Consider the following 13,171-nt stretch of genomic DNA (forward strand, 5'->3'; position numbering starts at 1 on the left):
CGCTAGGCCGAAGGGCCACTTCTCAGCTTACGATCGGCCTGTGACCACGCCTGTTTCCCTCGCACTGGCCATCGGAACGTTGGTGGCCGGTGCGGTGGTCGGCTACCTCCTCGCGCGGGCCCGGACCCGTCGCGAAGAGGCCCGGCCGCCGGGTCCGACCGTCGCGGAGCTCCTCGAACGCCTGGTCCGCTCGTCCCACAACGGCGTCGTCGTGCTCAACAGATTCGGCGACATGGTGCTGCACAACCCGCGGGCCTACGAGCTGGGCCTGGTGAAGGTCAACCAGGCCGACTCGCGGGCCCGCAAGGCCGCCGAGCAGGTCGTCGAGACCGATGAGCCGATGGAGATCGACCTATCGCCGCTCGAAGCGCGCGGCCGCCAGCCGGAGGCGGTGCTCGGCGAGGTCCGGCCGCTCGGCGACGGCTTCACCGTCGTCGAGGCCGTCGACCACTCCGAGGCCATCCGGCTGGAGGCCGTCCGCCGCGACTTCGTCGCCAACGTCAGCCACGAGCTCAAGACCCCGGTCGGCGCGATCGCGCTGCTCACCGAGGCCGTGCTCGACGCCGCCGAGGACGTCGAGGAGGTCCGCCGCTTCGGCGGCAAGATCCTGCGCGAGTCCACCCGGCTCGGCCAGCTCGTCACCGAGCTGATCGCGCTTTCGCGGCTGCAGGGCGCCGAGCGGCTGCCGGACCTCAACGTCGTCGAGGTCGACGCGGTCGTCCGCGAAGCGCTCGGCCGCACGACGCTCTCGGCCGAGTCGGCCGACATCCGGATCACCACCGACACCCCCAGCGGCCTGCTCATCGAGGGTGACCGGACGCTGCTGGTCACCGCGCTTTCGAACCTGCTGGAGAACGCCGTCGCGTACTCGCCGGCCGGCAGCCCGGTCTCGATCAGCAGGCGGCTCGCCGACGGGATGGTCGAGGTCGCCGTCACCGACCGCGGCATCGGCATCCCCGAGGACGAGCAGACACGCGTGTTCGAGCGGTTCTACCGCGCCGACAAGGCCCGTTCGCGCGCCACCGGCGGCACCGGGCTGGGCCTGGCGATCGTCAAGCACGTCGCGGCCAACCACGGCGGCTCGGTCGGGCTGTGGAGCCGCCCCGGCACCGGCTCGACCTTCACGCTGCGCATCCCCGCGCACGTCCGCCCCGAACCGGCCCTCGAGCCGGCGCGGACCACCAAGACCTCGCCGGCACCACGGCAGGAGAAGACCCCCGAGCGCACCCCGAGGCTCGTGGTTACCGGGCAGGACAGCCCAGATCATGGAGGAAACCTGTGACCAGGGTTCTCATCGTCGAGGACGAGGAGTCGTTCGCCGACCCCCTCGCCTTCCTGCTGCGCAAGGAAGGGTTCACCGCGGCCGTCGCCGGTACCGGCCAGGCCGCGCTGGAGGAGTTCGACCGCAACGGCGCCGACATCGTGCTGCTCGACCTCATGCTGCCCGGGATGAGCGGCACCGACGTCTGCAAGCAGCTGCGCCAGCGCTCGGCCGTGCCGGTGATCATGGTGACGGCGCGCGACAGCGAGATCGACAAGGTCGTCGGCCTGGAACTGGGTGCGGACGACTACGTGACGAAGCCGTACTCGGCGCGTGAGCTGATCGCGCGCGTGCGGGCGGTGCTGCGCCGCGGCGGCGAGCCGGGCTCGGAAGGCGAGCTGGCGCCGCTGGTGCTCTCGGCGGGCCCGGTGCGGATGGACGTCGAGCGGCACGTGGTGACGGTGGACGGCGCCGAGGTTTCGCTGCCGCTCAAGGAGTTCGACCTGCTGGAGTACCTGCTCCGCAACGTCGGCCGGGTGCTCACGCGCGGCCAGCTGATCGACCGGGTGTGGGGCGCTGACTACGTCGGCGACACGAAGACGCTGGACGTCCACGTGAAGCGGCTGCGCTCGAAGATCGAGCCGGACCCGGGCTCGCCGCGGCACCTGGTGACGGTCCGCGGCCTGGGCTACAAGTTCGAGACGTAAGCGGGCTTTTCGGGCGGTGACGCCCCGGTGGGAGGCGCGCCGGGGCGGTACCGCACCGAGTGTTGTTGGTTACATGTTCGAGACCTGGCGCTGGGCCCGGTACGCTGGACCCCCGTGCGCCTAGGGGTACTCGACGTCGGTTCCAACACCGTCCACCTTCTCGTGGTCGATGCCCACCGTGGCGCCCACCCGACGCCGATGCATTCCGAGAAGTCCGTGCTCCGGCTGGCCGAGCAGCTCACCCCCGGTGGCGAGCTCAGCAAGGCCGGTGCCGACGACCTCGTGACCGCCGTCGAATCCGCGAAGGACGCCGCCGCCCGGCTGGGCTGCGAAGAGGTCATGGCCTTCGCCACCTCCGCGGTCCGCGAAGCTAAGAACTCCGCCAAGGTGCTGGCCCGCGTGGCCGACCGCACCGGCGTCGAGCTGCGGGTCCTCTCCGGGACCGACGAAGCCCGGCTCACCTTCCTCGCCGTCCGCCGCTGGTACGGCTGGTCGGCCGGGCAGCTGCTGGTGCTCGACATCGGCGGTGGCTCGCTGGAGATCGCGATGGGCCGCGACGAAGAGCCCGTCCTGGCCGAGTCGCTTCCCCTGGGCGCGGGCCGGACCACGCGAACCCGCTTCAAGCACGACCCGCCGACGCGCTCCGAGCTCGTCGCGACGTCGGCGTGGCTCGACGACCAGCTCACCGAGCTCGCGCGGAAGGTCACCAAATGGGGTGAACCCGATCGTGTCGTGGCGACGTCGAAGACGTTCCGGTCGCTCGCCCGGCTGACCGGCGCCGCCCCCTCGGCGGCGGGCCCGCGCGTGCGACGTACGCTCACGGACACCGCATTGCGCCAGCTCCTGGCGTTCATCTCGCGGATGCCGTCGGCCGACCTCGCCCAGCTCGAGGGCGTCAGCTCGAGCCGGTCGCACCAGCTGGTGGCCGGCGCGCTCGTCGCGCAGGCCACGATGCGGGCGCTCGGTTTGCCCGAACTCGAGATCTGCCCGTGGGCTCTGCGAGAAGGTGTCATCCTGCGGCGGCTGGACCATTCCAACGGCGCGGATGAAACTGGAGCCGGTCTCGTGGGGCGCTTCGGCGCACAGGAGGACCGGTGAAAGCACGCGGCTGGACTTCCCGGAAGGTGGACGGGCACGGTGGAGAGGTGACGGACATGCAGAGGTCGGCGTACAGCGCGCGCGGCGCCGCCGGCGTACCGTCGGATACCGCTTCGCCGAGTGCCGAGGACCCGGAGCGCGCAGGGGATTGCCAGGTATGACGGACCAGACCGGAGACGGCCAGCCCCAGAAGACCGTGGCTGAGCTGCTCGCCCAGCACGGTGCCCAGGTCGACGGCGGCAACCGCCGTCGGCGCCGTCGCGCGGCCGAGGACGACGACGAGCCCGGCACCCCGGAGACCCCGCCCGGCGCGACCGGTTCCCACCGGCGTCCCGGCGTCAGCGACACCGGCCCGCAGGCGATCATCGACCGGGTCGCCGGCGAAGGCACCCCGCCGCCGCCGAACCGGCCCGCCGGCCGGCGCCGCGCCGAGCCGTCGTCCCCGCCGCCGCCCGCACCCCGCGCCGTCCCGCAGGACTCCCAGCCGCTGCCGCGGCCGGTCCCGCCGCCCCCGGCCCGGCCCGCCCCCGGCGGCGCCGAGTCCGGCCAGTACGCGCGCCCCCCGGCGCCGCCGCAGCCGTCGGGCCAGTTCAGCCGGCCGCCCCAGGAGTCCGGGCAGTTCGCCGGCCCGCCGTCCGCGCCGCAGCCGTCGGGGCAGTACCCGAGCCCGCAGGAGTCGGCGCAGCTGCCGGTGCCGCCGCGCGCGCCCCGGCGCCAGCCGCCGCCCCCGCAGCCGTCGCAGCAGCTGCCGACCCCGCCGCCGCCCGCGGCCGAGGAGACCCGCGCGGCCGTCCCGCCGGTCCGGCGCCGTCCGCCCCCGCAGGCTTCGCAGCAGCTGCCCACCCCGCCGCCGCAGCCGTCGCAGCAGCTGCCGACGCCGCCGCCGAGCGGACCGCTGTCGGCGCGTCTCGACGGCCTCAACGGCACCCCGGACGCCGAAATCGACCCGCCGCCGGGCCCGATGGCCAGCGGCACGTTCGCGCCGCCGCCCGCCGCACCCGGCCGCCCGCGCCGGGGCCCGGCGCGCCGGCCGCAGCAGGAGGCCTACACCGAGCAGTTCGACGCGGTGAAGGGCGGACCGCCGGTCCCGCCCGCGCCGAGCAAGAAGCCCGACGCGGCCGAGCCGCCGCCGTCGTCACCGGGCGGGCTCGCGAACTGGCGCAAGCGCCGGCAGAAGGAGCAGCTGGAGGACACCGAGATCGGCGTCATGCCGGTGGTGCCCACCGACGCCCCGGCCGACGGCTACCCCGACGACGACTTCGAGCCCGAGGGCTTCGCGCCGGAGAGCAGCGGCTACCAGGCCGCCTACGACGCCGGCCCGCCGACCGGGACGTACCCGCCGCCGATGCCGTTCGCGCCCGGCGACCGCCCCTCGCGGGCGCCGATCCCGGACGACCTCGAGCCCTACGAGCGCGAGTTCACCGACGGCTACCCGGCGGGCGGCCCGGACTTCGAGCAGGACGAGTACGGCTACGAGCAGGGCGACGGCTACGAGGACGACGAATACGACGACGTCCCCGAGCCGGTCGCGGAGCCGGAGCCCACGACGTCGCCCGGCAAGGCTTGGCTGGCGCTCGCCGGGCAGCTGGCGCTGGGTGTCGTCGGTGGCGCGGCCGTGTGGCTGGGCTTCAACTGGCTGTGGGTGAACATCCCCGCGGCCGCCCTGGTGGCGGCGCTGCTGGTGGTCGTCGCGCTGGTCTGGATCGTGCGGAAGATCCGCCGGGCCGAGGACCTGCAGACCACGGTGCTGGCCGTGCTGGTCGGCCTGGTCGTGACGGTGTCCCCGGCGGCGCTGCTGCTCGTCGGCCGCTGACCGCGGCGGGGGCGCGGTGATCCGCGTCCCCCTTCCGGCCCGGCGATTCCACCCACCCTCGGTGACGAGGCAGGATGGCGCGCGTGACAGACGAGAAGCCGGTCCCCGTCGGGCTCAGCACGGCGTCCGTGTGGCCCCTCAAGGCCGGGACCGCCTTCGAGCTCGCGGCCGAGCTGGGGTACGACGGCGTCGAGGTCATGGTGTGGGCCGACCCGGTCAGCCAGGACGTCAGCGCCCTGCGCCGGTGGTCGCGCCGCACCGGGGTGCCCGTGCTGTCCGTCCACTCGCCGTCGCTGCTGATCACCCAGCGGATCTGGTCGCCCGACCCCGTGGTCCGGCTGCGGATGTCCGTCGAGGCCGCGGCCGAGCTCGGCGCGCGGACCGTCGTCGTCCACCCGCCGTTCCGGTGGCAACGGCGGTACGGCGACGCGTTCGGTGATCTGGTCGACGAGCTGGAGGAGTCCAGCGGGATCGAAATCGCCGTCGAGAACATGTTCAAGGTGCGCCCACCGGGTGGTTCGAAGAATTCCCGGGTCTCCGCGTTCCGGCCGTCGATCGACCCGACGGACGTCGGTTTCCGGCACTACACGCTCGACCTGTCCCACACAGCGGCAGCCCGGATGGACGCACTCGCGCTCGCGCAGCGGATGGGTGAGGGCCTCTCGCACGTCCATCTGGCGGACGGCACCGGCCTCCCGAAGGACGAACACCTGGTACCCGGCCGCGGTGGCCAGCCCTGCGCCGAGATCCTGGAGAAGCTGGTCAGCGGCGGTTTCGCCGGGCAGATCGTGCTGGAGATCAACACCCGGCACGCCGGGACGGGTGCCCAGCGGGTCCGGGACCTGGCCGAGGCATTGCTGTTCGCGCGATTCCACCTAGGGCAGTAATTGCGCGCTGGCGGCGCGGACACGACTACTCCCGGGTCCATTTACCGGGACCGAACACGTAAAGTCCCGACTGTGAAACCGTCGCGCTCGTTGATCGTCACCTTGCCGGATTCCTCCATTGGTACGGCGCGTTCGTGAGCGGAACGGACGGCACCGCCTTGTCCTTCGACACGGCGAGTGTGGCGCGGTCGCTGGGGGACGGCACCTTCACCGCGGTGCTGCGTGCGGAGTGGGCCATCGGCTCGCACCCGCACGGGGGTTTCCTGCTGGCCCTGCTGGCCAAGGCGGCGATCGCCGCGCTGCACGAGCGGGGTGAGCCGCACGCGGAACCGCTCGTGGTGAGCGCGGAGTTCCTGCACGCGCCGGCGTTGGGCCCGGTGCTGCTGCGCACGGACGTCCGCAAGGTCGGCCGCCGCGCGACGGTCGTCGAGGTCCGGCTGGAGCAGCGCGGCCGCAGCTGCGTCGAGGCGCGCGTGACGACGGGACGGCTGCCGATGCGGCGCCCGGAGTGGACGGACGTGCCGTCGATGCCGGCCGAGCCGTCCCCGGGCGCGCTCGCGATGGCGGAGAGCACGGAGGGCCCGTTCAACCTGGCCAAGGGGTGCGAAGTCCGCCTCGACCCGGCGACGGCGGGCTACCTCGCCGGGCGCACGGACGAGCCGCCCCGCATGCGGCTGTGGGTCCGCCCGCGCCACGGCCTGGTCGACCCGTACTTCACGCTGCTGGCGTCGGATGTGAACCCGCCGGTGGTGATGAACCTGGGCCGCATCGGCTGGGCCCCGACGGTCCAGCTGACGGCGCTGCTGAGGACCCGCCCGGCCCCGGGGTGGCTGCGGGTGGTGGTGGAGTCGCGGTCGGTGCACGAGTCGTGGTTCGACTCGGACGCGACGGTGGTGGACTCCCAGGGACGGCTGGTGTGCCAGGCCCGGCAGCTGGGGCTCGCCCCGGCACCGGGCGCCTGAGGCGCGTTTGGCACGCTTTACGGCATGACGGTCATCGCGGTGCTGGGTGCGGGAAAGATCGGCGAGGCGTTGCTCTCGGGGCTGCTGCACGGCGGCCACGAGCCGGGCGACCTGCTCTTCACCGAGCGGTACCCGGCGCGCGTCGAGGAGCTCACCGCCCGCTACGGCGTCCGGGGTGTCGAGGTCGAGGACGCCGCCAAGCAGGCCGATGTCCTGGTCGTCGCCGTGAAGCCGCAGGACATCGATCCGGTGCTCGATGAGCTGGCGCCGCTGCTGAGCCCGTCCTCGCTCGTCGTCTCGCTGTGCGCCGGGCTGCCGACCTCGCTCTACGAACGGCGGCTGGCCGATGGCGTCCCCGTCGTGCGGGTCATGCCGAACACACCGATGCTGGTCGGCGAGGCCATGAGCGCCATCTCCGCCGGCCGCCACGCCACCGCCGAGCACCTCGCGGTCGTGCGCGACCTGCTCTCGCACGTCGGCCAGGTCGTCGAGGTGCCCGAGGCGCAGCAGGACGCCGTCACGGCGTTGTCGGGCTCCGGGCCGGCTTACTTCTTCTTCCTGGTCGAGGCCATGATCGACGCCGGCATCCTGCTGGGCCTGCCGCGCGCGCTGGCCGGGCAGCTGATCATCCAGTCGGCCGTCGGCGCGGCGAAGATGCTGGCCGAGTCGGACGAGCACCCGGTGCTGCTGCGCGAAGCCGTGACGTCACCGGCGGGCACGACCATCAACGCCATCCGCGAGCTGGAGAAGCACGGCGTCCGGGCCGCGCTGCTGGCGGCCATCGAGGCGGCCAAGGACCGGTCGGTCGAGCTGGGCAAGGCTCACGACGAAGACTGAGCGCGGGGCCGCCAATCGTTCGCCCACGCGTCCAGCTTGACCAGCGTCTCGAACAGGGACGCGACGTCCCGAGCCGGCGCGCGGGGTCGCCGAGTGGGGCCGCTACTACTTCTCCCGGCGGTCGGCGCTGACGGTCCGGCAGCGCGAGCTGGTCATCGACGCCGACGCGTGCTGGGACGAGCGGGACCGCGCGGTGCTGGCGGCCGTCGACGAGCTGCGCGCGACCGCGGACCTCGCCGACGGCACCTGGGCGGACCTCGTGGCCGCCGTGGGGGAGGACGGCGCGCTCGACGTCCTGCTCGTCTGCGGGTGGTACCACGCGATTTCGTTCACCGTCCGGGCGCTCCGGCTGCCCCTGGAGCCGGGTACCGGGCGCCCGGATTCGCCGTAATGGGCGATTCCTGCGGTCTTGCACGCGCGAGTGCCCATGCGTTAGCGCTGGTAGGGGCCCATCTCGGTGACAGGCGTCGCATTAGTCCCACCAGTCCCGCTACTCTCGATAGAGCACGTGCGTGTCGGTACCACAGGTGGGGAAGCCTCGTGGCGCGACGCGTGTCGAAGGACGCGGTAAACATGTCGCCGAACAAGAAGGAGGATCTGCCGGCTGTCGGGCAGGTCCAGTTCCTGACGGTCGCCGAGGTGGCCACGCTGATGCGGGTCTCCAAGATGACCGTCTACCGTCTCGTGCACTCGGGTGAGCTGCCCGCCGTAAGGGTCGGCAAGTCCTTCCGGGTGCCGGAGAAAGCAGTGCACGAGTACCTCCAGGGTGCCTATTACGACGTGGGTTGATCCACGTCTCGGCCGGCGGCACGTCGTCCTACGACGTGCCCGCCGACCGGCCCCTCCGGGGTGACGGGTAACCTGGAAAACCGCTCGTGCCTGTGCGCTCCACCCGTTGGACGCTGCGCCGGGCAGCGTGACCGACGACGACCTAAGGAGCGCCCATGGGCTCTGTGATCAAGAAGCGCCGCAAGCGCATGTCGAAGAAGAAGCACCGCAAGCTGCTTCGCCGCACGCGAGTGCAGCGTCGGAAGGCCGGTAAGTAAGACCCAGCCTTGCGCAGCCGTGGCCCGTCCAGTCCCTGGACGGGCCACGTCCATGTGGTGGGCCGGTCCCCCCGTTCGAGTGAGGCGTTCATCGCTTTCCGGGGGATAGCGGTTAATAGCACGTAAGACACCCCGGGCCTACCCCTGAAGAGCGGTAACATCTCAACGGTGTCCGCGCGATGCTTCCAGTGAGTGCAGGCTCGCGCACTTCGGGTGACCGTCCACCCCCACCACGCCCTACGCCGCAGGGAGTCGTATGCCGTCGAACATCGTGCTCGTCACCGGGGTAGCCGGCGAACTGGGCGGGAAACTGCTCGCCCGGCTGGGCAACAACCCCGGCTTCGAGCGGGTCATCGGTGTCGACACGGTCGCCCCGGACAAGACGGTGCTGCAGCGCATGGGCCACGCGGAGTTCGTCCGCGCGGACATCCGGAACCCGTTGATCGCCAAGGTGATCAGCACCGCGAAGGTCGACACGGTGGTGCACGCGTCGTGCACCGCGCACCCGGCCGGGCCCGGGCGCCGCACCGCGATCAAGGAAGTCAACGTCATCGGCACCATGCGGCTGCTGGCCGCGTGTCAGCGCTCGCCGCTGGTGCGCAAGCTGGTCGTCAAGTCGACGGCGGCGGTGTACGGCGCGAGCGCGCGCTCGCAGGCGGTGTTCACCGAGGACTCCGAGCTGATCCCGACGTCGTCGAGCGGGTACGCCAAGGACGCCGTCGAGATGGAGGGGTACGTGCGCGGCCTGGTGCGGCGCCGTCCCGACATCACCACGACGCTGTTCCGCTTCGCCAACATCATCGGGCCGTCGACCGACACCGTCCTTTCGCGCTACTTCGCGCTCCCGGTCGTGCCGACCGTCTTCGGGTACGACGCCCGCATCCAGCTGCTGCACTCTTCGGACGCGCTGGCGGTGCTGGAACACGCGTCGCTGAACGACAAACCCGGCGTCTTTAACGTCGGCTCGGAAGGGGTACTCACTCTTTCGCAGGCGATCCGGCGAGCGGGCCGGGTCGAGCTGCCGATGCCGCGGAGCGTGGTGCCGTCGGTCGGGAAGGTGCTGCGCGGCGCACGCGTCGTGGACTTCTCCGCCGACCAGGTCCGGCTGCTGAACTTCGGCCGGGTCGTCGACATCGCCAAGTTGAAGGGCGAGTTCGGCTACATCCCGCGGTGGACGACGCGTGAGGCGTTCGACGACTATGTGGTCGGACGCGGGCTCCGGCCGGTGCTCGACGGCGGCAAGCTGGCGGGACTGGCCGGCAAGGTGCTCGTTGCGGCAGCGACGGGGCAGAGCCGATGACGAGGCATTTCGGGGGTCCGGGTGGCGGAGCCCCCGGCCCGGAGCGAAGCTCCGTTTATTACAGCAGGCCGCACGACTTGGACGACTTCGGAAGCGAGGCGGAAACCGTGGGCGGTGCCGAGGCGCAGGTCATCCCCCTGCACGGACCGGGCCGGGAAAAGCCTGAAGCGGAGCGCGACCTCCGCGAGGAGGAAGCCGCCCGGGCGGACGCGCCGGTCGTCGCCTTCCCCGGCGCCGACCAGCCGGCTCCCGAGGAGCCGCTTTCGGCCGCCGCGCGCTCGGCGCTCGGCTTCATCCGCGACCGGCTGACCGGCGACTACACGGTCGACGAGTTCGGTTTCGACGCCGAGCTGACCGACGCGGTGTTCCTGCCGCCGCTGCGCGCGCTGTACAAGAAGTGGTTCCGCGTCGACACGTACGGCGTCGAGAACCTCCCGGCGTCGGGCGGCGCGCTCCTGGTGTCGAACCACTCGGGCACGGTGCCGCTCGACTCGCTGATGACGGCGGTGGCGGTCCACGACGAAACCGGCGGCCGGCACCTGCGCGGCCTCGGCGCGGACCTGGTGTTCCAGGTGCCGCTGGTGGGCTCGTTCGCCCGCAAGTCCGGCCAGACGCTGGCCTGCAACGCGGACGCGGAGCGCCTGCTGGGCAACGGCGAGCTGGTCGGCGTGTGGCCGGAGGGCTTCAAGGGCGTCGGCAAGCCGTTCTCGTCGCGCTACAAGCTGCAGCGCTTCGGCCGCGGCGGGTTCGTGTCCGCGGCGCTGCGCGCGGGTGTCCCGATCATCCCGGTGTCGGTGATCGGCGCCGAGGAGATCTACCCGAAGCTGGGCGACATCAAGGTCCTGGCGCGGATGTTCGGGCTGCCGTACTTCCCGGTGACGCCGTTGTTCCCGCTGTTCGGCGCGCTGGGCGCGATCCCGCTCCCGACGAAGTGGAGCATCGAGTTCGGCGAGCCGATCGCGACGGACTCGTACGGCCCGGAAGCCGTGGACGACCCGATGCTGGTGTTCCAGCTGACGGATCAGGTGCGGGAGTCGATCCAGCAGACGCTGTACCAGCGCCTTTCGCAGCGGAAGTCCGTCTTCCGCGGCTGAGCCTCAGCGGCGGCGGTAGGCCATGCCCGCCGCCACCGCGCCGGCCAGTGCTCCGGCGCCCAGCACCGACGGCACGCCGATCTTCGCCGCCTTGCGGCCGGTCCGGAAGTCGCGGATCTCCCAGCCCCGCGCCCGGGCGACGTCGCGCAGCCCGCCGTCCGGGTTGACCGCCACCGCGGTGCCCACCGCCGACAGCATCGGGATGTCGTTCGCCGAGTCCGAATAAGCCGTGCAGCGCTTGAGGTTCAGCCCTTCACGGGACGCCAGGGCGCGCACCGCGTGCGCTTTCGCGCGGCCGTGCAGGAGGTCGCCGACCAAGCGTCCCGTGTAGACGCCGTCGCGGGTCTCCGCCACCGTGCCCAGCGCGCCCGTCAGCCCGAGTCGGCGGGAGATGATCGCCGCCAGCTCGATCGGGGTCGCCGTCACCAGCCAGACCCGCTGGCCCGCGTCCAGGTGCATCTGAGCCAGCGCGCGTGTGCCGGACCAGATCTTGTCCGCCATCAGCTCGTCGTAGATCTCTTCGCTGATCGACGTCAGCTCCGCCACCGTGCGGCCGGCCACAAAGGACAGTGCGCGCTCGCGGTGGGTCTTGATGTCTTCCTTGTTCTCGCGGCCGCCGAGGCGGAACTTGATCTGGCCCCAGACGAATCCGGCCAGGTCCGACGACGTGAAGAACTTGCGCGCTGCGAGCCCGCGCGCGAAGTAGAAGATCGAGGCGCCCATCATCATCGTGTTGTCGACGTCGAAGAACGCGGCCGCGGTCAGGTCCGGGGGAGCGGGCGGGGCGGGGGGTTCGGCGACCACGCGGGCGTGGGCGGCCTCGGCCGACGCCTCGCCCGCGAGCGCGGCGAGCCGTTCCAGCTCCTGACTCTTATCCCTGCCACGCCAAGCTGACACGCACACCGCCTCCACGTCTGCCCACGTCCGGCCACGTCTCCCGGTCCTTCGCACAGCGTAGCGAGCCGCCCACTGGCTCGTCGCAGGTGTGGCCCGGACCTCAGCCGATCACGATCGGCGGCAGACCCGGGAGCAGCGGCGGGATCGAAACCAGCGGCGGCGGCTGCGTGGTCGACGTCACGGGGGGCCGCTGCGTGGTCGTCGGGTCCTGGCCGTACACCGGCGGCGGCGTCACCCCGCCCGTCGGCAGGGGCGAGCCCGGGGTCGCCGTCGCGTCGGAGGGCGGCAGCTCGGTGCCGGTCGCCACCGGCGCCGTGCTCTCGGCCGACGACGGCTCGGTCGACGCGGACGTCGGCTCGCCGCCGGACGAGGGAACCGGCCGCTGCGTGCACTCGCCGGTCGCCGGGAGCGGGCCGAGGTCGTCGGACGCGCCGGTGGTGATCTGGTAGCAGTTCATCCGCTCGACCAGCCCGCTCGTGCGCTCCTGGACCTTGCCGAGCAGGTCGCGCACGTCGCCGAACACGGTCGCCGCGTCCGCGGGGACCTTCGGCTGGTCGGCCGCGAGCCGCGCCGCCTGGTTCCGCGCCCACAGCCGGACGTCGGCCAGCGCCTGCGTGCCGCTGCCGTCGCTGGTCGCCACCGCGGCCAGCTGGGCGACGCCGGCGCGGAGGTCGCTCGCGAAGTCTTCGTACGCGGTCCGGTAGTCGGCTTCGCTCGCGCCCTGTTCGGCCAGCTCGCCGAGCTCGGTGACGCGGTTGGTGGCGAACTCGAGGTGCTTGTGCGCCTTCGCCTGCTCGCCGAAGGTCAGGCCCAGCGCCGTCGACTCGCCCGCCCGCTTGACGCCGTAGAGCGGGTCGCCCGGCAACGCGTTGCGCGAGAGCACCAGCGCCAGGCCGGACAGGACGAGCACGAGGAAGAGCGCGGCGGCCACCAGGTCGGCGGTCCGCGGCCGCCACCTCCGACGCGGGGTGGCCGCCGCCGTCTCCAACCGGCCCGCGATCTCCGCGCGGATCCGCTGGCGCGTCTCCAGGTCCGGAGCCCCGGCCGCACCGAGCTCACGCAGCGCACCGACGAGAGCCAGCTCGTCGGCGAACTCGCCGTCCCGGCGTACCGGGGACGGCTCCAGGGCACGCGCGAACCGCTCTACGTCGGCTCGCTCACGCGCAAACCTCACTGCGCTGCTCCATCCGGGCCTTGGCCGGTCCTGACACCGGTCTGGCTGGAGTAACGATTAAGAAGGCGTCAGGGTTACCGGTTTCGGTCGACGGG

14 protein-coding genes are annotated in these 13,171 nt (G+C 72.4%); 12 read left to right on the top strand and 2 right to left on the bottom strand.

Translation table 11 applies throughout. The annotated features are described in order from the left end of the window. Positions 1-40 precede the first annotated feature (40 nt). From AA23TX_RS43350 to AA23TX_RS43405, 12 genes are all read left to right on the top strand, one after another. Positions 41-1,282: a sensor histidine kinase gene (locus AA23TX_RS43350; RefSeq protein WP_196425854.1), complete on the top strand. Its 1,242-nt coding sequence runs from the start codon at positions 41-43 to the stop codon at positions 1,280-1,282. Next, a complete protein-coding gene (locus AA23TX_RS43355) occupies positions 1,279-1,968 on the top strand; it encodes a response regulator (RefSeq protein WP_003062718.1) in 690 nt (229 codons plus the stop codon). Before AA23TX_RS43350 ends, AA23TX_RS43355 begins: the two co-directional genes overlap by 4 nt. A 114-nt stretch (positions 1,969-2,082) precedes the next feature. Beyond that, a complete protein-coding gene (locus AA23TX_RS43360) occupies positions 2,083-3,066 on the top strand; it encodes a Ppx/GppA phosphatase family protein (RefSeq protein WP_155548723.1) in 984 nt (327 codons plus the stop codon). 157 nt (positions 3,067-3,223) lie between these two features. After that, the gene (locus AA23TX_RS50595) at positions 3,224-4,879 is read left to right on the top strand and encodes an Rv0497 family membrane protein (protein WP_230863067.1); all 1,656 of its coding nucleotides are present in this window, start codon (positions 3,224-3,226) and stop codon (positions 4,877-4,879) included. Positions 4,880-4,953: 74 nt separating this feature from the next. After that, a complete protein-coding gene (locus AA23TX_RS43370) occupies positions 4,954-5,766 on the top strand; it encodes a sugar phosphate isomerase/epimerase family protein (protein WP_196425855.1) in 813 nt (270 codons plus the stop codon). Positions 5,767-5,900: 134 nt separating this feature from the next. Further along, positions 5,901-6,728 (top strand): thioesterase family protein, encoded by an 828-nt coding sequence (locus AA23TX_RS43375; RefSeq protein WP_155548725.1) that lies wholly within the window; start codon positions 5,901-5,903, stop codon positions 6,726-6,728. 24 nt (positions 6,729-6,752) lie between these two features. After that, on the top strand, positions 6,753-7,565 hold the full coding sequence (gene proC, locus AA23TX_RS43380) for a pyrroline-5-carboxylate reductase (protein WP_155548726.1): 813 nt from the start codon (positions 6,753-6,755) through the stop codon (positions 7,563-7,565). Between the two features lie 193 nt (positions 7,566-7,758). Next, complete coding sequence (locus tag AA23TX_RS49845) at positions 7,759-7,956, top strand: hypothetical protein (protein WP_196425856.1); 198 nt, start codon at positions 7,759-7,761, stop codon at positions 7,954-7,956. Between the two features lie 182 nt (positions 7,957-8,138). Further along, positions 8,139-8,354 (top strand): helix-turn-helix domain-containing protein, encoded by a 216-nt coding sequence (locus AA23TX_RS43390; protein WP_013222402.1) that lies wholly within the window; start codon positions 8,139-8,141, stop codon positions 8,352-8,354. 155 nt (positions 8,355-8,509) lie between these two features. Continuing rightward, entirely contained in the window at positions 8,510-8,611 is a 102-nt protein-coding gene (locus tag AA23TX_RS43395) for a 30S ribosomal protein bS22 (protein WP_007030867.1), read from the top strand. A gap of 256 nt (positions 8,612-8,867) precedes the next feature. Beyond that, complete coding sequence (locus tag AA23TX_RS43400; RefSeq protein WP_155548727.1) at positions 8,868-9,911, top strand: NAD-dependent epimerase/dehydratase family protein; 1,044 nt, start codon at positions 8,868-8,870, stop codon at positions 9,909-9,911. Positions 9,912-9,988: 77 nt separating this feature from the next. Next, entirely contained in the window at positions 9,989-11,005 is a 1,017-nt protein-coding gene (locus AA23TX_RS43405) for a lysophospholipid acyltransferase family protein (RefSeq protein ID WP_155548728.1), read from the top strand. 3 nt (positions 11,006-11,008) lie between these two features. Here the strand turns inward: AA23TX_RS43405 and AA23TX_RS43410 are convergent, their stop codons facing one another. Further along, on the bottom strand, positions 11,009-11,917 hold the full coding sequence (locus AA23TX_RS43410) for an HAD family hydrolase (RefSeq protein WP_196425857.1): 909 nt from the start codon (positions 11,915-11,917) through the stop codon (positions 11,009-11,011). Between the two features lie 85 nt (positions 11,918-12,002). Further along, the gene (locus AA23TX_RS43415; RefSeq protein ID WP_155548729.1) at positions 12,003-13,076 is read right to left on the bottom strand and encodes a DUF5667 domain-containing protein; all 1,074 of its coding nucleotides are present in this window, start codon (positions 13,074-13,076) and stop codon (positions 12,003-12,005) included. Positions 13,077-13,171: the final 95 nt, after the last annotated feature.

The organism is Amycolatopsis camponoti (genome assembly GCF_902497555.1).
Classification (GTDB): domain Bacteria; phylum Actinomycetota; class Actinomycetes; order Mycobacteriales; family Pseudonocardiaceae; genus Amycolatopsis; species Amycolatopsis camponoti.